This window comes from Variovorax sp. UC122_21 (genome assembly GCF_044056785.1).
In the GTDB taxonomy this organism is placed as follows: domain Bacteria; phylum Pseudomonadota; class Gammaproteobacteria; order Burkholderiales; family Burkholderiaceae_C; genus Variovorax.
On the sequence record NZ_CP172004.1, the window covers coordinates 4,926,348 to 4,946,118 of the forward strand.

Sequence of the window (19,771 nt, forward strand, 5' to 3'; positions counted from 1 at the left end):
CCCGATCCTCGACACCGCGCGCGCAGGCATCCGCGGCGGCGATGCGGGCAAGCTGATCGCCGCCTGGCGCGGCATGCTGGCCGCGCGAAAACAGGAGCGCTACTACTTCTTCTGGTTCGATGCGCGCTATGCGGCGCTGCTGCCGCCCGAGATCGGCGTGCCGTTCTGGAACGCGGTGGCCGGCCAGGCCGAGACGCAGGGCGCCGACTTCGTGATGGCGAACTTCGGCCTGCCCGCGCTGCCGGGGCTGCTGTCGGTGGTGCGCGCCAAGCCCGGCGAGAACCTGCAGCTGGCGCTGAACTACGGCGCAGTGGAACTCGCGGCACCGGCCGCGCGCGCCTTCGCCAAGCTCAAGACCGTGCGCCAGGCCGGCCGCGACTGGCTGCTCAGGTATCCCGAGCACGCGGCCTGCGGCCTGATCGCGCCCGCGCTCGGCAAGGCCGGCGAGGCGCGCGACGTGGCGGGCTCGGCGCTGCGCCTGCTGCAGGCCGAGGGCCATGCCGAGCTGCTGCTCGAGGTCGCCGGCCGCTACGGCCAGGACGAGGTGGTGCAGGCGCTGCGCGCCGTGCTCGAGGAAAGCCCGCTCGACCGCTTCCCCACCAAACGCGCGAAGCTGCCCGAGTTCTGGCAGCCGCGCGGCTGGCGCCGGCCGGTGCTGCGCAACGGCAAGGCACTGCCCGACGAGGCGCTCGACCACCTGGGCCAGATGTTCACCTTCCCGACCAACGAGGAGGTCTACGGCGGCATCGCGGTGGTCAAGGAGGCCTGCGCGCCCGAGTCGCTGGCCGACTTCGCCTGGGACGCGTTCAGCGCCTGGCTCGAGGCCGGCGGACCGAGCAAGGAAGGCTGGGCGCTCACGGTGCTCGGCTTCCTCGGCAACGACGACACGGCGCGCCGGCTCACGCCTTTCATCCGCGCCTGGCCCGGCGAGGCCGCGCATGCGCGCGCCGTCACCGGCCTCGACGTGCTGGCCGGCATCGGTTCCGACGTGGCGTTGATGCTGCTCAACGGCATCGCGCAGAAGGTGAAGTTCAAGGGCCTGCAGGACCGCGCACGCGAGAAGATCGACACGATCGCCGAGGGCGCGCGGCCTCTCGACCGAGGAACTCGAGGACCGGCTCGCGCCCGACCTCGGCCTCGACGAACAGGGCACCCTGCTGCTGGACTTCGGGCCGCGCAGCTTCAAGGTCGGCTTCGACGAGGCGCTCAAGCCCTATGTGCGCGAACGCGCCGACGGCGTCGACGGCGCGCGCCTGTCCGACCTGCCCAAGCCCAAGAAGACCGACGACGCCGAGAAGAGCAAGGAGGCGGTCGAGCGCTTCAAGCTGCTCAAGAAGGACGTGCGCACCATCGCGAGCCAGCAGCTGCTGCGGCTCGAGGTCGCGATGTGCGCGCGCCGGCGCTGGACGCCCGAGGTGTTCCGCACCTTCCTGGTCGAGCATCCTCTCGTGCGCCACCTGGTGCAGCGGCTGATCTGGGGCGCCTACCGCGTGCAGGGCGAGGCCAGCTACGGCGGCGAGCTGCTGGCGTGCTTCCGCGTGGCCGAGGACGGCAGCTTCACCACCGCCGAGGACGATCCCTTCGAACTGCCCGCGGGCGAGGACATCCGCATCGGCGTGCCGCATGCGCTCGAGATCTCGCCGGCCGACGCGGGCGCCTTCGGCCAGGTGTTCGCCGACTACGAGCTGCTGCAGCCCTTCGCGCAGATCGGCCGCGACACCTACGTGCTGACCGAGGACGAGAAGAAGAGCCAGAAGCTCGAGCGCTGGAAGGACGCCACCGTGCCCACGGGCCGCGTGCTGGGCCTGGTCAACAAGGGCTGGCGCCGCGGCGAGGCGCAGGACGGTGGCGGCATCTGGTACTTCACCAAGCCGCTGGGCCCGAGCCGCGTGATCGAGCTCTACCTCGACCCCGGCATCATCGTCGGCATGGTCGACGAGTACCCGAGCAGAAGCTCGGCGAGGTGCAGGTCGGCAAGCCCTCGGGCTGGGGCAACATGCAGAACGCCGAGACGCTGGACCAGCTCGATCCGATCTCGGCCAGCGAGCTGATCCGCGACATGGAGGGACTGAGGGCATGAGCGCGGCGCCGGGTAGCCCCAAGCAAGCCCGCACCGCAGTGCGAAGCACGAAGGTCTTCGAATGAGCGCGGCGCCGCTCGTGCTGCCACCGGAACTCCAGAACGCGCTGCCGCCCGGCGAGGCCGGCGCGAAGCCGCCGCCCAAGGCCTCGACCTTGCCCACGCTGCGCAAGCGCGTGCTCGACAAGTGCGACGAGTACGCGGTCGACGCGCTGCTGCCCGAGCCCTTCGAAGTGCGTTCGCCCGCCACGCGCGGCTGGCTCGAGGCCGCGATGGACGCGGCCGACACGCGGCGGCTGGGCCTGATGATCGCGCGCTTCCGCGAGCAGGCCTACACCGGCCGCGACGAGCCGGCCGAGGCGCTGGTGCACTGGCTGGTGCTGCAGCACGGCCTGGCCACGGCCTTCGACGCGCTGCTGCATGCGGCGCGCTGGCGCCGCGAGCGCATCGGCCACAAGCCGCTGCGCCAGGATGCGCCACCCGACGATGGCGCCCATTCCTTCTGGGGCCAGCCCGCGAGTTCGCTGTGGCAGTTCCGTGGCCACTGGATGGCGGCCGACGCCGCGACGCGCGCCGCCTGCATCGAACGGCTGCGCGCGCTCGACCCGCAGCTGCCGCTGGCCGCGCGCGCCCGCTTCGCGATCGCGCTGCCCGAATGGCGCCCGCTCGCGCGACAGCTGTTCGAGCAGGCCACGCCCGAGCAGCTCGAGCGCTGCGGTCCCTGGCTGCGCTGGGCCGCCGGCCTGCCGCTGGCCGAGGTGGCGGACGACGGCATGCGGCTGCTCGACCAGCCGTCGCTGCTCGCGCTGCTGCTGCGCGAACACGGCGAAGCGCTGCTGCCGCTGCTGCTGGACCTCGGCGCGCGCCAGCGCAGCGTGGCCGTGGCCTGGACGCTGGCCCCCTTCGACACGCCCGAGGCCACCGAGGCGCTGGCGCGCATGACCGCCGCCGACGCCGGCTGCGCCAAGGCGCTGGGCTGGGTCGCGGGCGAACGGCCCGAGCGTTGCTTCCTCGCGCTCGCGAAGGTGCTCGAGGACGGCGGCCTGCCCAAGGCCGGCGCCGCGCGCCTCGTGCCACAGCTCAAGACCCTGGCCGGCACGCTCGGCGATCGATTGCCAGCGCTGTTGCCGGCGCTGCCGGCGGCCGTGCGGCGCCAGCTCGGCGCGGTCGCCGACCAGTCCGGGGTCGGCACCAGAAGCCTTCGCCGAACGCGCGCGCTGGCCCGCGGTGCTGGCCGACCCGCCCTGGGCGCGGCGCGCGGCCGATGCGGCGCCGCCGCTGGTGCTGGCCGGCCTGCCGGTGCTCGAGGTGCCGCTCGAGGAGGACTGGGGCGACGAGGTCCGCCAGGACTGGATCGACCGCGACACGCCCTACGTCTACCGCCAGCCGATGGAGGCCGAGCGCGCCATCGGCGAGCGGCTGCGCGAATGGACGCCCGAGCGTGTCGCCGCGCTGCACACGCAGCCGCCGCGGGAGCTGGAGCGCTTCATCGCCGACTGGCAACGCGTGCACGACGATGCCGCGCCCGACCGCCGCCAGTACGGCAACTTCATTGCGGTGCAGTCGGCCTGGTTCCTGCCGCCGGCCACCGGGCTGGCGTTCTGGAACGCCGTCGGCAGCGGCAAGGAAGCACCGCGCGCCGGCGGCTTCGTGGCGCGCTTCGGCAGTGCCGCGCTGCCGGGCCTGCTGCAGGCGCTGGCCAACGACGGCGACGAGTATTTCGTCGCGCGCTTCATCGGCGCCACGCAGCTCGCGCCCTTCATGGCGCAGGCGCTCGCGCGCCGACCGACGCGCCGCGCGCAAGCACGGCAGTGGCTGGTGCGCTTCGCGCCGCATGCCGCCGCCGGCCTGCTGCCCGCCGCGCTGGGCCCCGAGGGCGAAGCACGCCAGCAGGCCCGCGCCGCGCTGCGCGCCATGGCCGCGCTGGGACAGGCCGAGGCGCTGCGCGCCACCGCGCGCCGCCACGACGACCCGGCCGTGGCGGCCGCCGTCGATGCGCTGCTGGCCGAGGACCCGTTGCGCGACTTCCCGTCGCGCATCAATGCACGCAGCAAGCTTCCGACCTTCTGGCAACCGGCCGGCTGGCGCAAGCCGCGCTTGCGCGACGACGGCCTCGCGCTGCCCGACGAGGCGCTGCAGCCGCTGGGCCTGATGCTGAGCTTCGCGGCCGACCTGCCGCAGGGCTATGCGGGCCTGGACGCCGTGCGCGCCGCCTGCGAGCCCCAGAGCCTGGCCGACTTCGGCTGGGACGTCTGCGAATCGTGGGAGGCCGCGGGCGCCGGCGCGCCGGGCAACTGGGCGCTGCGCGCGCTCGGCCTCATCGGCACCGACGACACGGCGCGCCGGCTCGGCGCCCTGGTGCGGCGCTGGAGCGCGCCCGGCGCCGGCGGCACCGCCACGCGCATCGGCTGGGTGCTCGAGGCGCTGGCGCGGCTGGGCAGCGACGTCGCGCTGATGCAGCTCGACGCGATCGCGCGCAAGAACCGCATCGCCACGGTGCGCCAGTCGGCCGCCGAGAAGCTGGCGCAGGCCGCGGCCGAACGCGGCCTGAGCGCCGACGAGCTCGAGGACCGGATCGCGCCCGACCTCGGCCTGGACGAACGCGGCGGCCTGCTGCTGGACTTCGGGCCGCGCCAGTTCCACGTCGGCTTCGACGAGGCGCTGGTGCCCTTCGTGCGCGAATCGGTCGAGGGCCGGCCCGGCGCGCGCCTGGCCACGGCGCCGCGGCCGCGCGCGAGCGACGATGCCGAACGCGCGGCCGCGGCCGCGGAACGCTTCAAGGCACTCAAGCAGGATGCCGCCACCGTCGCGGCCCAGCAGCCGCTGCGGCTGGAGCGCGCGATGCGCACGGGCCGCGGCTGGCCGGTGGAAGACTTCCGCCGCTTCATCGCCGGGCACCCGCTGATGCGCCACCTGACCGAGAGGCTGGTGTGGGGCGTGACCGACGGCGGGCGCGACGCGCGCGGCCTGACGCTGCTGCGCGCCGCCTTCCGCGTGAGCGCCGAGGGCGAATGGGTCGATGCCGACGAAGCGCCGCAGGCCTTCGACGACTACGATGCCGCGCGCATCGTCGTCGCCCATCCGCTGCAATTGAGCGCCGCGCAGATCGCGGCCTTCGCGCAGCAGTTCGCGGACTACGAGCTGATCCAGCCCTTCGAGCAGCTGCACCGCGCCGTGCATGCGCCGCGCGAGGACGAACGCGCGCTGACCGCGCTCACGCGCTGGTCGGGCCGCATCGCGCGGCCCGGGCCGCTGTGGGCGCTGGAGTCGCGCGGCTGGCTGCGCGGGCGCGGCGGCGGCGGTGCCTACGACCATGCCTGGCGGGGGCTGGGCGGCGGCCGCGCGCTCGCGCTGCGCTTCGGGCCCGGGCTCGACAACGCGGGCGCCGGCGAGGACCAGACGCTCGACGTGCTGCACCACGGCCACCCGTTCGGCGAACTCGATCCCGTCGTCTTCAGCGAGGCGGTGCGCGACATCGACGCGCTGGGCGCGCGCTGAGGAGCACGGCGCCGTCCTGCCATCGCTCTGCTATGTTCATTCGCGCGGGCACCATCCCGCGCCCTTTTCAGATCCGACACCGATCCAGACCATGGCCACCTCCCGCAAGCCGACAGACACCCCACCCGCCGGTTCCCCTGCCCTGCAGCGCCCGCCCGCCGAGATCCAGTACGCCGCGCAGATCGCGCAACTGCAGGCGCAGGACAAGGACCCGCGCCCGCCGGGCTGGGCCATGAGCCTGAAGGCCGCGCGCGCCTTCATCCTCGGCGATGCGCAACTGGGCATCGCGCCGAAGATCGTGGCGCCGGTGGCGAGCATCGAGCGCATGCTGGTCACCCTGGCCACGGGCCGCGGCCTGATGCTGGTGGGCGAGCCTGGTACGGCGAAGTCGATGCTCTCGGAGCTGCTGGCGACCGCGATCTCGGGCGTGTCCACGCTGACCATCCAGGGCGGCGCCTCGATCACCGAGGACCAGATCAAGTACGGCTGGAACTACGCGCTGCTGATCAACGAGGGCCCGAGCCCGCGCGCGATGGTGCCGGCGCCGCTGTACATCGGCATGCAGCAGGGCCAGGTGGTGCGCTTCGAGGAGATCACGCGCGCGCCGCTCGAGGTGCAGGACTGCCTGCTGGGCATGCTGTCGGACCGCGTGATGGCCGTGCCCGAGCTCTCGGGCGAGCACGGCATGCTCTATGCGCGCGAGGGCTTCAACATCATCGCCACCGCCAACACGCGCGACCGCGGCGTCAACGAAATGAGCGCCGCGCTCAAGCGCCGCTTCGATTTCGAGACCGTGTTCCCGATCCTCGACTTCGAGCGCGAGCTCGCGCTGGTGCGCGAATCGTCGGCGCGGCTGCTCGCGCAGAGCGGCATTCCGAAGACCGTGCCGCAGCCGGTGCTCGAGCTGCTGGTGGCCACCTTCCGCGACCTGCGCGGCGCGCCGGCTTCCTCCGAGAAGAACGGCGGCGGCGGCGACGCCGCGATGGACCGGCTCACGGCCGTGATGTCGACCGCCGAGGCGGTCAACGTGGCGCACGCGGTGGGCGTGCGCGCCTGGTTCCTCGAGCAGCGCGAGGGCTCGCCGGCCGACCTGGTCGACTGCATCGCGGGCACGGTGGTCAAGGACAACGCCGACGACCGCGCCAAGCTGCGCCGCTACTTCGAGCAGAAGGCGGCCAAGCGCGGCGGCGAGCACTGGCGCGCCTACTACGAGGCCCGCCACCGCCTGCCCTGAGATGAACGCGCCCCACATCGTCGGCGTGCGCCACCACAGCCCCGCCTGCGCGCGGCTGGTGGCCGAGCGCATCCGCGCGCTGCGCCCGGCCCATGTGCTGATCGAAGGCCCGGCCGACTTCAACGCGCGGCTCGAGGAGCTCTACCTGCCGCACCGGCTGCCGGTGGCGATCTACAGCTACCTCTCGGCCGGCGAGACGCACCACGGCTCGTGGTCGCCGTTCGCCGAGCACTCGCCCGAATGGCAGGCGCTGCAGGCCGGCCGCGAGGTCGGCGCCGAAGTGCGCTTCATCGACCTGCCCGCCTGGCACGACGCCTTCTCGCGCATGGAGAACCGCTATGCCGACGTGGCCGACACCCAGCACGAGGAACGCGCCGCGGCCTACGAGCGCGCGCTGACCGAGCAGCTCTCGGTGCAGGGCCGCGATGCGCTGTGGGACCACCTGTTCGAGGACGGCTGCGACAGCGCCGAACTCGCGCAGCGGCTGTCCACCTACTTCGAGCACCTGCGCGGCGAGGACCCGGGCTCGCTCGGCAACCAGGCGCGCGAGACCATGATGGCGCGCTGGATCGCCTGGGCCATGGCGCAGCCCGCGGTGCGGGCCGGCGCGCCGGTGCTGGTGGTCTGCGGCGGCTACCACGCGCCCGCGCTCGCTCGGCTGTGGCCCGGGCTGCCGGCGCAGCTTCCCGAGACGCCGAACCCATCGTCGAGGACACGCCCGATGCCGGTGACCAGGACCCCGTGGTGCGCTACGGTTCCTACCTCGTGCCCTACACCTTCAAGCGGCTCGATGCCTTCGCGGGCTATGCCTCGGGCATGCCCTCGCCGGCCTACTACCAGTGGATGTGGGAGCACGGCCTCGAGGGCGCCGCGCACCGCGCGCTGCAGCAGGTGATGCAGCGGCTGCGCGACAAGAAACTGCCGGCCTCCACCGCCGACCTGATGGCGGTGCACCTGCGCGCGCAAGGCCTGGCGCGGCTGCGCGGCCACGAGAGCCGCTGCGCTCCGACTGGCTCGACGCGCTAGCCGGCGCGCTGGTCAAGGAAGCGCTGGACGCGCCGCTGCCCTGGACCTACCGCGGCCCGATGCGCCCCGGCACCGCGCCGGTGCTGGTGCAGGCGATGGACGTGCTGGCCGGCGACATCGCGGGCCAGCTCGCCGACGGCACGCCGCAGCCGCCGCTGGTGAAGGCGGTGCGCGACGAGCTCGCGGGCGCACGGCCTCGAGCTGCGCGGCCAGCGCAAGCTCGACCTGCTCGATGCCGCCGACCGCGCGCGCAGCCGCGTGCTGCACCGGCTCGCGCTGCTGCGCCTGCCCGGCGTGGTGCGCAGCGCCAGGGGCCGAAGCTCGCGATGTCGGGCGAACGCACCGAGGTCTGGACCCTGGGCCAGCCCTTCGAGCAACAGGCCGCGCTGATCGAGGCCGGCGCCTGGGGCGCCAACCTGCACGATGCGGCGCGCGCGCGGCTCGAGGACGAGCTGCGCCACGCGCAGGGTCGCATCGGTCCGCTGGCCGAGGGCCTCAACCAGGCCGCCTGGGCCGGCCTGCCGGCGCTCAGCGGCGCGCTGCTGCGCGAGCTGCAGCAGGCGATGGCTCGGGAGCCGCGCTTCGAGGCCATGGGCCCCGCCCTCGCGGTGCTGCACACGCTGCTGCGCCACGGCCAGCTGCTCGGCATGGCCGACGCGCCGGTGCTGCGGGTGGCGATCGAGGCAGGCTTCGACCGCGCGCTGTGGCTGCTCGAGCCGCCCGCGGCGATCGCGCCGTCCGACATCGACGCGCACCTGCAGGGCCATCTCGCGCTGCGCCGCATCGTGGCCGACGTGCTGGCCGACCGCGAGGACGCCGCGCAGGCCGAACCGCTCGACGTGGAACCCGCGCGCGCGCTCGCCGTGTGGCAGCGCAAGGCGGCCGATGCCGGGGCGGCACCGCTCAGCCGCGGCGCGGCGCTGGGCGCGACGCTGAGCCTCGCGCACCGCGTGCCGCAGGCCACGCAGGCCGGCGTGGCCGATGCGATGCAGCTGCTGCACGCGATGCCCGCGCCGGTGCTCGGCGATGCGCTCACGGGCCTGCTCGCGCTGGCGCGCGAGACGCTGTCGTCCGAGCCCGCCTTCGCCGCCGGCATGGACCGCACCGTGCAGGCCCTGGACAACGCCGACTTCGTGCGCGCCATGCCGAGCCTGCGCGCCGCCTTCGCCTGGCTGCCGCCGCAGGAGCGCGGCCGGCTCGCCGACCAGGTGCTGACGCTGCACGATGCCACCCACCTGTCGCGCCGCGCGCTCACGGCGCGGCACGAAGGCGAGGCCGCGCCCGAGGCGCTGGCCGCGGCGCGCGCCGCCGAGGATGCGGCGATCGCGCGGCTCGCGGGCTGGGGCCTGAGCCTCGATACGGAAGAACAGCCATGAGCCTCGACATCCCCGATCCGCTGCAGCGCTGGCGCCTGCTGCTCGGCGATCCGGCCGAGCGGGCCTGCGGCGGCCTGAGCGCCGAGGCGCAGGCGGCCGACGCCGCGCTCGACTGGCTCTACGGCCGCGACGGCGACCGCGCCGAGCGCGGCGAGCGCAGCGCCGGCCTCGGGCCCTCGGCGCTCAGCACGCCCGACTGGATCAACGCCATCCACACGCTATTTCCCAAGGAGGTGATCGAGCGGCTCGAGCAGGACGCGGTGGAGCGCTACGGCATCGACGAGGTGGTGACCAACCTCGAGGTGCTCGAGCGCATCGAGCCTTCGGAGTCGCTGCTGCGCGCGGTGCTGCACACCAAGCACCTGATGAACCCCGAGGTGCTCGCGGCCGCGCGCAAGCTGGTGGCCGAGGTGGTGCGGCGCATCATGGAGAAGCTCGCGACCGAGGTGCGGCAGGCCTTCAGCGGCAGCCGCGACCGGCGCCGGCGCTCGCGCATGAAGGTGGCGCGCAACTTCGACTTCAAGCAGACCCTGGCGGCCAACCTGCACCGCTACGACCCGCAGCGGCGCAAGCTCTACGTCGAGCGGCCGGTGTTCATCAGCCGCACCAAGCGCCATGCCGAGCCCTGGGACATCATCCTGCTGATCGACCAGAGCGGCTCGATGGTCGACTCGGTGATCCACAGCGCGGTGATGGCCGCCTGCCTGTGGCAACTGCCGGGCATGCGCACGCGACTGGTGGCCTTCGACACCGCGGTAGTCGACCTCACGGCCGACGTGTCGGACCCGGTCGAACTGCTGATGAAGGTGCAACTCGGTGGCGGCACCGACATCGCCAAGGCGGTGGCCTATGCGCAGTCGCTGGTGGCCAATCCCGCGAAGACCATCGTGGTGCTGGCCAGCGACTTCTACGAAGGCGGCAGCCCCTACGAACTGGTGCGCCGCGTGAAGGCGCTGGTGGAGGCCGGCGCCAAGGTGCTGGGCCTGGCCGCGCTCGATGCGAAGGCCGAGCCCAGCTACGACCGCGAGATGGCCGCGCGGCTGGTGCGCGAGGGCGCCCAGATCGGCGCCATGACGCCGGGCCAGCTCGCGGGCTGGCTGGCCGAGAAGGTGCAGGCATGACGGCGGTGCGCGGCGATCTGCTCGAACTCACGCCCGAGGCACTGACCGCGCTCGCCAACGCGGGCTTCGTGAAGCGCGCGCAGAAGGACGTGGCGGCCGGCCTGCTGCCGCTGCTCGAGACCGCCGACGACGGCACGGTGAGCGCGCGCTTCGACGACGGCGTGCGCACCAGCCTGCCGCCGGGCCGCACCCTGCGCGATGCGCAGTGCAGCTGTCCGGCCAGCGGCATGTGCCGGCACCGCGTGATGCTGGTGCTGGCCTACCAGGCGCAGGCGGCCAGTGCCGCGCCCGCGCCTTCGGCCACGCCGGCAGAGGACGAGGTCGACGCCTCGGCCGCGGGCGGCGAATGGAGCCCGGCCCATTTCGACGACGCCGCGCTCGCCGCGAGCTTCGCGCCCTCGGTGATCGAACAGGCCCAGCGCCTGGCCGCCGCGCGGCCCGTGGTCGCGGTACAGGCCTGGCGCAGCGCGAGCGCGCCGCCGATCGCGCGGCTGCCGATGTGCAGCGTGCGCTTCTTCTCGCGCAGTTCGCTGGTGCATGCGCGTTGCGACTGCAAGCAGGGCAGCGGCTGCGCCCACGTGGTGGTGGCACTGTGGGCCTTCCGCCAGGCCGGGCCGCTGGCCGCGGGCTCGCCCGAGCGCATGGTGGAGGTGCGCGCGCCGGCCACCGGCGACGCAGCCTGCGACGCGGCCGGCGACGGCCACCGCCCCGCGGCGCTGATGCAGGGCGAGGCCGCGCGCGCGCTGCAGGCGCAGCTCGAGGCGCTGAGTCTCTCGCTCTGGCTCGATGGCTCGAGCCAGCCGCTGATGGCGCTGGCGGCGCGCTTCGAGGCCGCGCGCGAGCAGGCGCGCGCGCTGGGCTGGCGCTGGGTGGAGGACGGCATCGACGAGCTCTGGATGCTGCTGCAGGCGCAGCAGGCGCGCAGCAGCCGCTTCGATCCTCGACGCCTGCTGCACGTGATGGCCGAGCTCTGGGCGCGGCTGCGCGCGGCGGCCCATGCCGACAACGCGGCCGGGCCGCCGCCGCTGCCCGCGAGCCAGATCCTCGGCGTGGGCGTCAAGGGCGAGGTCGCGCTCGACCACTTGCGGCTGGTGTCGCTGGGCGCCGAGCTCTGGTCCGACGAGAGCGGCGAAGGCGCGAGCGTGATGTTCGCCGACCCCGACACGCAGGCCGTGACCGTGCTCGAGCGCCAGTGGTCGCGCGCCGACGATGCCACGGCCGGCGGCACGCCCGCGAACCTGCTGGGCCGCCGCGTCGCGGGCTTTCCGCTGCGGCAGCTCGCGAGCGGCCAGGTCATCACCAAGACCGCGACCCGGCGCGCCAATGGCCAGATCGACATCGCGCCCGGTGCGCGCCAGACCGGCGTGATGCCGCTGTCGCCGAAGTCCTGGGACGACCTCGTCGCGCCGCTCAAGCAGCCGAGCGTGCAGGCACTGGTCGCGCACCTGCTCGAGACCCCGCCCGACTTCGTGCGGCCGCGCCAGGCGGCGAGCGGTGCCGCGGCGGGTGCCTCGGGCCAGTTGCATGTGGTGGCCTTCGAACACATGGCGGTGCTGGCCAGCCACTGGGATGCGGCGGCGCAGGTGCTGCATGCGCGCATCGGGCGCGCGGCGGACGACGCGGAAGCGGCCGCGCCTGCCGATGATGTCCCGCCCCTGCATCTCGCCCTGCCCCATCGCGCGGCCGCGCCCGGCGCGGTCGATGCACTCGCGCGCGCGCTCGCCGGCGAATGGGCGCGCTGCGCGCCGTGGCCGGCAGCGTACGGCTGCAGGACGGCGAGCCCGTGATGCAGCCGACGGCCCTGCTGACCGTGCAGCGCGCCGTGGTGCTGCAGGCCGAGACACCCGCGCCGCAGCCGCTGCCGCTGCAGGGCGAGCACGAGGAGCCGCCCGCGCTCAACGCGCTCGCCACCGACACCCTCGACCTGCTCGCGCTGTGGCTGCGCCAGGGCCTGCGCCACCAGGGCGGCGGCGCCGGCTCGCGCGCCGAGACGCAGGCCGCGCAACTCGAGCGGGCCGGGCTCGCGCGCAGCGCGAAGCTGCTGCGCGGCGTGCCCGCCCAGTTGCGCGCGGCGCAGCGCGGCGCGCTGGTGGGCCAGCTCGCGCTGCTGAGCCTGTGGATGCAGGGCGTGGGGCAATAGGCCCCTTCGCGCGCTAGACGGCGCAGCAGTTGCGGTATTCGAGCGCCGTGCGCCGCTCCACCTTCTTGAAGGTGTCGGCGAAGTGGCTGGGACTCGCGAAGCCGCAGCGCAGCGCGATGTCGGTCACCGGCAGCCGCGTGAGGTGCAGCATCTGCTTCGCATGCTCGATGCGCGCGCGGATCAGGTACTGGTGCGGCGTCACGCCGGTGCTGCGCTTGAAGGCGCGCAGGAAGGCATACGAGTCCATGTCGAGCAGCGCGGCCAGCGCGCCGAGCGACACGCCACTTTCGAGCCGGCCGCGGATGTGCTCCTTGACGCGCTCGAGCGCGACCTTCGACAGCAGGCCCTCGGGCTGCGTCTCGCTGGCCGCGGCCGTGTGCGTCTGCCGCAGATGCGCGAGCAGCGCGATCAGCAGCGTCTCGCCATAGCCGGGCCCCTCGGGCTGGCCGGTCTTCGCATCGGCATGCAGCGCGAGCAGCAGCTGCGCGATCAGCGGGCTCGATACGTTGCAGCAGGGCACCAGCGCGCGGTCGCCGCCGTCGCTTTCGCCGGCACTTTGGAAGTGGCGCGGATCGATGCTCAGCGTGAGCGCCTCGCACGGGTCCCAGGTGCGTCCCTTGATCTGCGCGCCTGCGGCAGGATGCTGATGCCCAGCGGCTGCGCGGTCGCGGACCAGAAGCGTTCGTCGTGCAGGCGCATCTCGAAGCGCGTGGGGCCGCCGAGGTTGACCGAGACGCAGTGGCGGATCAGCCCGCCCTCGACGTTGTCCATCGGGTCGGCCTCCTCGTGCTCGAGAACGATGCCTTCCCAGCGGGCCTCGAAGAGAAGCCTGCCGCAGCCGCGGTCGATGCCGACCGGCTGGCCGCGGCCCTGCACGCGCTGCCGAACGCCCATGGCCTGGTCCTTGTGGTTGTATGTTGTCTCCGGGCGGCGATGGTTTGCGAGCGGACTTACAGCGCGCTGACGGGCCGCGGATGGTTAGCCAACGCCACGCCGCTGCAATTTTCCGGAAGCCGCACCGCCGCCGCGCGGGGCCGGCGCGCCCCGCATGCGCCTGCAATTCCCCGGAAGCGCCGAAACGCCCCGCCGCGAATACTTCTCTCCACACGCAACGAAGCACGGCGGCCCGCGCCGCGCCAACGCTGCGTGGATCACAACAACGGAGACACGCAGGAATGAAACGCGCAAGACTCATCGGCGCCGCCGCATCGGCGACGGCACTTCTCATGGCATGCGGTGGCGGCAGCGGCGGGAGCACGGTGCTGCCCATCCTGCCGCCGCCCAGCAGCGTGGCCGAGCCGCCCGCGCCGCCACCGGCACCCGCGGGTCCGCCACCGCTCACGGTCGCGAAGGCCGTCTGCGCCGAAGGCGGCACGCCCGAGTCGGCCTTGCAGGGCCAGGTGCCCGCGGCGATGCGCCAGGGCTTCAAGGGCTTCTCTTGCAACCTGCAGCTGGTGGGCCAGTTCGAAGGCGAAGGCGGCAACTGGTCGGCGGCGTCGTTCCGCGATCCCGGTGGGCGCACCTGTGCGTACCACGCGACCGCTTACCCCGTGGGCTTCGACGGCAAGCCGCGCGGGCGCGTGAACCCCGGCGTGCCGGTGATCGACATCACCGATCCGGCCAAGCCCTGGCGCAGCATGTCGCTCACCACGCCCGCGATGCTCGATCCATGGGAATCGCTGCGCGTGAATGCGCGCCGCCAGCTGCTGCTGGCCGACAACGGCAACAACGGCAGCGTCTTTGCCGGCTTCGGCGGCGCGGAGATCGACATCTACGACCTGTCCGCCGACTGCCGCACGCCGCAGCTGCTCGCGAGCATGGAGGTGGGCACGGGCAAGGACGGCGGCATCGTGCCGCCCGACAGTCCCAAGGGGCACGAAGGCAATGTGTCGCCCGACGGGCTGACCTACTACATCGGCGACATCGCCACCAGCCGCTACCACGCCGTCGACATCACGAACTCGACCAAGCCGCGCATGGTGGCTTCGTTCGACATGAAGAGCGTGGACCTCGGCGGCACGCACGGGCTCTCGGTCAGCGAGGACGGCAAGCGCGCCTACGTGGTGTCGACGAGCATCCCGACGGCCAGCGAGTTCCTCGACCCCGATGCGAAGACGCGCAACGGCTTCCTGATCCTCGATACCTCCGAGGTGCAGGCGCGCGTGCCCAACGCGCAGATGAAGCTGATCTCGGCCACGACCTTCAAGGACGGCAGCGTGGCGCAGCACACCATTCCCGTGACCATCGCGGGCAAGCCGCACCTGGTGATGGTCGACGAGGGCGGCGCCGCGGGCCTGAGCGACACGGCCGCCGTCAAGCTCGCCTGCGAGGCGAAGATGGCGCCCTACCCGATGGCGCGCATCTACGACATCAGCGACGAGAAGAAGCCCGTACTGGTGTCCAAGCTCATGCTCGAGACGCACGATCCCGCGAACTGCGACAAGGTGCTGCCCGACATCGCGGGCCTCTCGACCTTCACCTATGGCAGCCACTACTGCTCGGTCGACAACCGCAGCAACGGCACCGCGCTGGCATGCTCGTATTTCAACTCGGGCGTGCGCGTGTTCGATATCCGCGAACCCGCGCGGCCCAAGGAGATCGCCTACTACAACCCCGCGGGCGCGACCACGCCGCGCGCCGGTTCCTTCCACAGCCAGCTGTCGGTGGCCGGCAGCGGCGGACCCGACTGGTGCGCGTCGCGCGCGGACTTCGATTTCGATCGCGGGCTGCTCACGACCATGTGCCAGGACAACGGGCTGCTGGTGCTGAAGTTCGCGAAGAACACCTGGCCCTTTGCGCAGAGCACGCCGTCGACCTTGCAGAACTGAAGACGATGCGGCCGCAGCAATTCACGTTTCAGCCATGGGACGGGATGCGTGCGGCCGCGACCGCACGGCGCGCTGCATAGACTGGAACATCACCCGATGTATCCACGAATCGACCATTGCAGACATGAAGAAAACCCGCCTCGCCGTCCTTGCATTCATTCCCTTGCTGTTCATGTCCGCGTCGTCGGCCGGTCCGGCCGATGGCCAGGACCTGGTCGGCCGCTGGAAGCGAGTCAAGGAGAACGGCGAGTGGGTCATGTACGACTACCGACGCGACGGCACGCTGCTCAGGGCCACCGATTCGCAGCACGCGCCGCTTGCGTTCGGCAAGTACAGGCTGGCCGGCGACGTCATCCACTTCCAGGAATCGCCCGAGAACTACACACCGGTGCGCTTCGCCATCGAAAAAGGCCAATGCAGTGGACACACCGGCATCACCCTGCTTCTCTACGACAGGACAACGGGCCATGCCTATGGCTGCTATTTCAAGCTCGACCCATCCGCACGCGCCAGTGACCCCTGACAGGCCGCGTCGACATCCGCGCGCATGGATGGCTGCCGTCCTCGCGCTGGCCAGCGCCCTGCCCTTCAACGCCGCCGCGTGGGAGGCCGACGTCCATTTCGGCCTCACGCGCTGGCTCGCGGTGCAGGCGGGTTTCAGCGCGCCGCAGGCCGATGCGATCGCGACCGGCAACCAGCGCGTGGACTTCGGTGCGATGGAAACGATGCAGCTCGTGACCGAATACGCCTGCACCGGCGCCGACGCCGAGGGCCGCGCGGAAGCGGCGCGCGCGGCGCGGCGGCTGCGCGCCCCCGGCGGCGGCGAGGCCTCGACCGAGGCGCTGCGCATGCTGCTGCGCGACGCGGGGCCGAAGGCTGGCTTGCTGCTGCTCAAGTTCGGCGAGGCGCTGCATCCGCTGCAGGATGCGTCGGCCCATGAAGGGCCGGATGCGGGCGAGATCGGCGCGCCCGCCATCGCGGGGCTGTCATGCGATCTGCCGCCAATGACTGCGGCAGCAGGCGGCGAACAGGCGCACCGCGCCGACATCACCGCGGCGCGGCCGGCTGCCGCGCTCGCGATGGCGCGCGCGAGCTTCGAATGGCTGCAGCGCTACCCGCCGATCGCGGATGCACCGCGCGTGGCCACCGAGTGGCCTCGCATCGAGGCGCAGCTCGGTGGCTTCGTGGCGGCCTCCACCAAGGCGGCGAAGGCCACCTGGTTCCGCGAGCACGGAATGGAGGACACGCGCTTTCTCGAAGGCATCAGCCTGCCCGATGGCGCGCAGCCCTGGACCGCGACCTGGCTAGGGCGTCGGCTGCCGCGGCTGCAGGAGGCCGCTTCCACGCAGCATGGCGTGCCCGAAGAGGTGCTGCGCTTCTTCGACGGCTTCTTCGCGGCCTGGCTGGGCGAGGACGACCCGGCCGCCGCGTTGGGCCTGGCCAAGGGCGAAGGCACGCCCGCGCAACGCGATCTCGCGGCGCGGCTGCGCCTGTGGCGCCTGCACGATCACGGCACCGCGGCGGCGCTGGCGCATGCGCCGTCCGCGCTCACGCGCGCGCAGCTGCAGCGCGTCGATGCGCTCGTGCGCGACCGCCAGGCCTATGCGCGCTATCCACGGCTGGCCGATGCCTTCTTTCCGCTGATGGCCATCGAGTCCTATGCGCCGCCGCTGCTGCCCTACATCGTGCGGCCGCTGCCAGCGCTCGCGGACGGCGAGCCCCGGATGCTCGCGATCGCGAAGCTGCGGCACGCGCCCTACGACGAGCTGCTGCTGGTTGCGCAGCGCCGCGCGGGGCGCTGGTCGGTGGTGTCGCTGCAGGGCGTGAGGGACCACTGATGAGGCACGTTGATGCCGTGAACGTGCGCCGATGGATCGCCCGGCATGCGGTCGCGTTGATGCTGATCGTTGGCTGGGCCGGGCTGGCGGGCCTGCTCGCGTTGAGCCTGGAACGCGCGGACCGCGATGCGCGCTTCGTCTATCTGGTGGAGACGCAGGTCTGCCATGTGCCCGGGGCGATCCAGCCCCTGGCCTTGTCGTCCGCGGCCGCCGTTGCCAACCCGCCGAAAGCCTCTCGCTGATGCGTTCGCTGGTTCGCCGCCCCGCCCTTCTTCTCGCCGCCGCGGCCGTGCCGGGCTTCGCGTTCGCCCACTCCTTCGGCGTTCAGTACACACTGCCGGTGCCGTTCTGGATGTATGCCTATGGCGCGACCGCGGCGCTGGTGCTGTCGTTCGTGATCGTGGGGATCTTCGCGGCGGTTCCGCCTGCGCGAAACGAGGCCTCGCCGATCGCTCGACGCGCCGGCACGCATGTCTTCGTCCCGGCCTTCCTCGTGCAAGGCCTGCGCGCCCTCTCGGTGGGCCTGCTCGCGCTCACCATCGCCTGCGGCTTCCTCGGCATCGACAACCCGTTCCGCAACCTCAACATGACCCTGTTCTGGATCGTGTTCGTGCTGGGCCTGACCTACGCCACCGCGGTCGTCGGCGACCTGTTCGTGTTCTGCAATCCATGGCGCACGCTCTGCGAGCTGCTGCGCGCGCGTTGCGGCATCCGCTTCGGCGGGCGCGTCGCCTATCCCGCGTGGCTCGCGTACTACCCGGCGCTGGCGCTCTACATCGCCTTCATCTGGATCGAGCTGTTCGGCCACAGCACGCCGCGGCAACTGGCGCTGATGCTGGCCGGCTACACGCTGCTGACCGTGGCGATGGCCTGGCTCTTCGGCATCGCGACATGGTTTCGTTACGGCGAGTTCTTCGGCCTCTTTCTCTCGCTGGTGGGACGCATGGCGCCGATCGCCTGGCGGCGCGCCGGCTGCCGCGGCGTGGCGCTGCGCTGGCGCCTGCCGCTGTCGGGACCACTCGAGCGCCATCCGGGGCATGTGAGCCTGGTGCTGTTCATCCTGTTCATGCTCTCGTCCACCGCCTACGACGGCGCGCACGAGACCTGGCCCTGGAGCCGGCTGTTCTGGAAGACGCTCTATCCGCTGGTCGAGCCGGCCGTGAAGGCTCACAGCGCGCAGCCCTACGCGACGGCCGCCAGCCTGTTCCATGGCTGGCAATGGGTTGCGCTGTGCCTCTCGCCCTGGGCCTATCACGGCGTCTACCTGTTCTTCCTCGCGCTCACGCGGCGCGTGGCGGCTTCCGAGCTCTCCACGCGCGAGCTGGCTTGCCGCTTCGCGCTCACGCTGGTGCCGATCGCCTTCGTCTACCACGCGACGCACTACTACACGATGCTGTGGTCCCAGGGCGCACAGCTGCTGCCGCTGCTGTCCGATCCGCTGGGGCGAGGCTGGAACCTGTTCGGCACCGCGAGCGCCTCGATGCCGCCGCGCATCATCGATCTCAACATCGTCTGGCACACCCAGGTCGGGTTGATCCTGCTCGGACACATCGCCAGCGTGGTGCTCGCGCATGCGGAGGCGCTGCGGATCTTCCGCCACACGGGCCGCGCGCTCGCGAGCCAGGTGCCGATGCTGCTGCTGATGGTGGCGCTCACGGCCGTGGGGCTGTGGATTCTTTCGCTGCCGCTGGCGGGATAGGTGCCAGCCCTTCTTCATCTTCCCCTGGAGCCCCAATGAAATCCTCGCTGGTCTACGCCTTCGGCGGCTTCGCCATCGTCGCGCTGATGGCGCTCGGCTACTCGCGGCGCGGCCGTCGACCGACCCGGCCACCTCCGCCGCGGCACCCGCGCGCACCGGCACGCAGTTCGAGGTACGGATCGGCGCGGCCGCCGAGGCCGAGGGCGCGCCGCTGCCGGTGCTGCCCGTCACGCGCGGCGACATCGTCTCGATCGTCGTGAGCTCGGCGCAGGCCGGCCAGCTGATGATGCACGGCTACATGCAGGAGATGGTGCCGGTGGCCGCGGGCCGCACGGCCACGCTGCGCCTGGCGGCGCTGCATGCCGGGCGCTATCCGCTGCACCTGCATGGCGACGACCAGAGCCACCGCGAGGTGGCCGTCCTCGAGATCCGTCCATGAGGCCGCGGCGTGTTGGCATACTCGGCCCCCATGATGGTCGAAAACAGCGGGCGGCGAGCGCCCCTATCTCGTCGAAGTGCAGGGAGAGGAAGTCACCGTACAGGACACGATGGTGGCCGGCTTCACCTATCGCATCCAGCTCGAATCGCAACTCGGCACCACGGCGCGTGTGGTCCAGTGCTTCAAGGCCTGGACCCGGCTGCAGCGCGAAGGTGCCGCGAACCTGCAGGGACCGGAACTGGAGCACGCGGCCGCCTGGCTCGAAGCGCATCGGCAGGCGCGCTGGCAGGCACGGCGCTTCTTCTCGTGCCGAGCGCGAAGACCTTCGTGCTGCGGCTTCGCGGCTCCTCCTAGCCAGCTGCGCGACATGCTCGCCAGCGCGTTACTCAGGCGCCAAAAGCTTTTAGGTTCACCGACGCCAGTTCCTTCGACCGCCTCCTATTGCAGGTCCCGCAGCGGTAAAGCTCAGTGAGCTCGACACGAGCCAGAGAAC

The 19,771-nt window shown here is 72.4% G+C and carries 18 protein-coding genes and 1 pseudogene; 16 read left to right on the forward strand and 3 right to left on the reverse strand.

Annotated elements, in window-relative coordinates; translation table 11 throughout:
* Positions 1-1,217: 1,217 nt before the first annotated feature.
* Complete coding sequence (locus ACHMXE_RS35880; RefSeq protein ID WP_395352951.1) at positions 1,218-2,051, forward strand: DUF4132 domain-containing protein; 834 nt, start codon at positions 1,218-1,220, stop codon at positions 2,049-2,051.
* A gap of 359 nt (positions 2,052-2,410) precedes the next feature.
* Here ACHMXE_RS35880 and ACHMXE_RS35885 read toward each other — a convergent pair whose 3' ends face one another.
* Entirely contained in the window at positions 2,411-3,019 is a 609-nt protein-coding gene (locus ACHMXE_RS35885; protein ID WP_395348624.1) for a hypothetical protein, read from the reverse strand.
* Positions 3,020-3,306: 287 nt separating this feature from the next.
* Between ACHMXE_RS35885 and ACHMXE_RS35890 the strand changes: the two genes are divergently transcribed.
* The 8 genes and pseudogenes from ACHMXE_RS35890 (at position 3,307) to ACHMXE_RS35925 (ending at position 12,474) form a co-directional block, all read left to right on the forward strand.
* Positions 3,307-5,577 (forward strand): DUF4132 domain-containing protein, encoded by a 2,271-nt coding sequence (locus tag ACHMXE_RS35890; protein ID WP_395348625.1) that lies wholly within the window; start codon positions 3,307-3,309, stop codon positions 5,575-5,577.
* A gap of 91 nt (positions 5,578-5,668) precedes the next feature.
* On the forward strand, positions 5,669-6,811 hold the full coding sequence (locus ACHMXE_RS35895; protein WP_395348626.1) for an AAA family ATPase: 1,143 nt from the start codon (positions 5,669-5,671) through the stop codon (positions 6,809-6,811).
* Position 6,812: 1 nt separating this feature from the next.
* Positions 6,813-7,457: pseudogene (locus ACHMXE_RS35900) on the forward strand (DUF5682 family protein); the annotation flags it as partial.
* A gap of 119 nt (positions 7,458-7,576) precedes the next feature.
* Positions 7,577-7,837, forward strand: coding sequence for a DUF5682 family protein (locus ACHMXE_RS35905; protein ID WP_395348627.1), 261 nt, complete (start codon positions 7,577-7,579; stop codon positions 7,835-7,837).
* Positions 7,838-7,896: 59 nt separating this feature from the next.
* Positions 7,897-9,213: a DUF5682 family protein gene (locus ACHMXE_RS35910; RefSeq protein WP_395348628.1), complete on the forward strand. Its 1,317-nt coding sequence runs from the start codon at positions 7,897-7,899 to the stop codon at positions 9,211-9,213.
* Positions 9,210-10,334: a VWA domain-containing protein gene (locus ACHMXE_RS35915; protein WP_395348629.1), complete on the forward strand. Its 1,125-nt coding sequence runs from the start codon at positions 9,210-9,212 to the stop codon at positions 10,332-10,334. The genes ACHMXE_RS35910 and ACHMXE_RS35915 overlap by 4 nt, the downstream gene beginning before the upstream one ends.
* Positions 10,331-12,121, forward strand: coding sequence for an SWIM zinc finger family protein (locus tag ACHMXE_RS35920; protein WP_395348630.1), 1,791 nt, complete (start codon positions 10,331-10,333; stop codon positions 12,119-12,121). The genes ACHMXE_RS35915 and ACHMXE_RS35920 overlap by 4 nt, the downstream gene beginning before the upstream one ends.
* On the forward strand, positions 12,064-12,474 hold the full coding sequence (locus ACHMXE_RS35925) for a hypothetical protein (RefSeq protein WP_395348631.1): 411 nt from the start codon (positions 12,064-12,066) through the stop codon (positions 12,472-12,474). The genes ACHMXE_RS35920 and ACHMXE_RS35925 overlap by 58 nt, the downstream gene beginning before the upstream one ends.
* 13 nt (positions 12,475-12,487) lie before the next feature.
* Here the strand turns inward: ACHMXE_RS35925 and ACHMXE_RS35930 are convergent, their stop codons facing one another.
* Together ACHMXE_RS35930 and ACHMXE_RS35935 are read right to left on the reverse strand one after the other, a co-directional pair.
* Complete coding sequence (locus ACHMXE_RS35930; protein WP_395348632.1) at positions 12,488-12,994, reverse strand: helix-turn-helix transcriptional regulator; 507 nt, start codon at positions 12,992-12,994, stop codon at positions 12,488-12,490.
* 59 nt (positions 12,995-13,053) lie between these two features.
* Entirely contained in the window at positions 13,054-13,368 is a 315-nt protein-coding gene (locus tag ACHMXE_RS35935; RefSeq protein ID WP_395348634.1) for a hypothetical protein, read from the reverse strand.
* 281 nt (positions 13,369-13,649) lie between these two features.
* On the opposite strand from ACHMXE_RS35935, the gene ACHMXE_RS35940 reads away from it, so the two are divergent.
* The 7 genes from ACHMXE_RS35940 (at position 13,650) to ACHMXE_RS35970 (ending at position 19,750) form a co-directional block, all read left to right on the forward strand.
* Positions 13,650-15,302 (forward strand): LVIVD repeat-containing protein, encoded by a 1,653-nt coding sequence (locus ACHMXE_RS35940; protein WP_395348636.1) that lies wholly within the window; start codon positions 13,650-13,652, stop codon positions 15,300-15,302.
* A gap of 124 nt (positions 15,303-15,426) precedes the next feature.
* Positions 15,427-15,825 (forward strand): hypothetical protein, encoded by a 399-nt coding sequence (locus tag ACHMXE_RS35945; RefSeq protein WP_395348637.1) that lies wholly within the window; start codon positions 15,427-15,429, stop codon positions 15,823-15,825.
* 28 nt (positions 15,826-15,853) lie between these two features.
* Positions 15,854-17,140 (forward strand): hypothetical protein, encoded by a 1,287-nt coding sequence (locus tag ACHMXE_RS35950; protein WP_395348638.1) that lies wholly within the window; start codon positions 15,854-15,856, stop codon positions 17,138-17,140.
* Positions 17,140-17,382 (forward strand): hypothetical protein, encoded by a 243-nt coding sequence (locus tag ACHMXE_RS35955; RefSeq protein WP_395348639.1) that lies wholly within the window; start codon positions 17,140-17,142, stop codon positions 17,380-17,382. The genes ACHMXE_RS35950 and ACHMXE_RS35955 overlap by 1 nt, the downstream gene beginning before the upstream one ends.
* A complete protein-coding gene (locus ACHMXE_RS35960) occupies positions 17,382-18,839 on the forward strand; it encodes a hypothetical protein (protein WP_395348640.1) in 1,458 nt (485 codons plus the stop codon). The genes ACHMXE_RS35955 and ACHMXE_RS35960 overlap by 1 nt, the downstream gene beginning before the upstream one ends.
* A gap of 217 nt (positions 18,840-19,056) precedes the next feature.
* Positions 19,057-19,278, forward strand: a complete 222-nt coding sequence (locus tag ACHMXE_RS35965; RefSeq protein WP_395348641.1) for a hypothetical protein — start codon at positions 19,057-19,059, stop codon at positions 19,276-19,278.
* 109 nt (positions 19,279-19,387) lie between these two features.
* Positions 19,388-19,750, forward strand: coding sequence for a hypothetical protein (locus ACHMXE_RS35970; RefSeq protein ID WP_395348642.1), 363 nt, complete (start codon positions 19,388-19,390; stop codon positions 19,748-19,750).
* The last annotated feature ends 21 nt before the right edge of the window (positions 19,751-19,771 follow it).

What these genes read in the sequence shown, in the direction of transcription:
- ACHMXE_RS35895 (WP_395348626.1), top strand. Translation starts at nt 5,669, where the DNA reads ATGGCCACCTCCCGCAAGCCGACAGACACCCCACCCGCCGGTTCCCCT.
- ACHMXE_RS35950 (WP_395348638.1), top strand. Translation starts at nt 15,854, where the DNA reads ATGGCTGCCGTCCTCGCGCTGGCCAGCGCCCTGCCCTTCAACGCCGCC.
- ACHMXE_RS35960 (WP_395348640.1), top strand. Translation starts at nt 17,382, where the DNA reads ATGCGTTCGCTGGTTCGCCGCCCCGCCCTTCTTCTCGCCGCCGCGGCC.
- ACHMXE_RS35940 (WP_395348636.1), top strand. Translation starts at nt 13,650, where the DNA reads ATGAAACGCGCAAGACTCATCGGCGCCGCCGCATCGGCGACGGCACTT.
- ACHMXE_RS35885 (WP_395348624.1), bottom strand. Translation starts at nt 3,019, where the DNA reads ATGCGCGCCAGCGCCTCGGTGGCCTCGGGCGTGTCGAAGGGGGCCAGC.
- ACHMXE_RS35915 (WP_395348629.1), top strand. Translation starts at nt 9,210, where the DNA reads ATGAGCCTCGACATCCCCGATCCGCTGCAGCGCTGGCGCCTGCTGCTC.
- ACHMXE_RS35935 (WP_395348634.1), bottom strand. Translation starts at nt 13,368, where the DNA reads ATGGGCGTTCGGCAGCGCGTGCAGGGCCGCGGCCAGCCGGTCGGCATC.
- ACHMXE_RS35955 (WP_395348639.1), top strand. Translation starts at nt 17,140, where the DNA reads ATGAGGCACGTTGATGCCGTGAACGTGCGCCGATGGATCGCCCGGCAT.
- ACHMXE_RS35925 (WP_395348631.1), top strand. Translation starts at nt 12,064, where the DNA reads ATGGGCGCGCTGCGCGCCGTGGCCGGCAGCGTACGGCTGCAGGACGGC.
- ACHMXE_RS35945 (WP_395348637.1), top strand. Translation starts at nt 15,427, where the DNA reads ATGAAGAAAACCCGCCTCGCCGTCCTTGCATTCATTCCCTTGCTGTTC.
- ACHMXE_RS35910 (WP_395348628.1), top strand. Translation starts at nt 7,897, where the DNA reads ATGCGCCCCGGCACCGCGCCGGTGCTGGTGCAGGCGATGGACGTGCTG.
- ACHMXE_RS35970 (WP_395348642.1), top strand. Translation starts at nt 19,388, where the DNA reads ATGGTGGCCGGCTTCACCTATCGCATCCAGCTCGAATCGCAACTCGGC.
- ACHMXE_RS35920 (WP_395348630.1), top strand. Translation starts at nt 10,331, where the DNA reads ATGACGGCGGTGCGCGGCGATCTGCTCGAACTCACGCCCGAGGCACTG.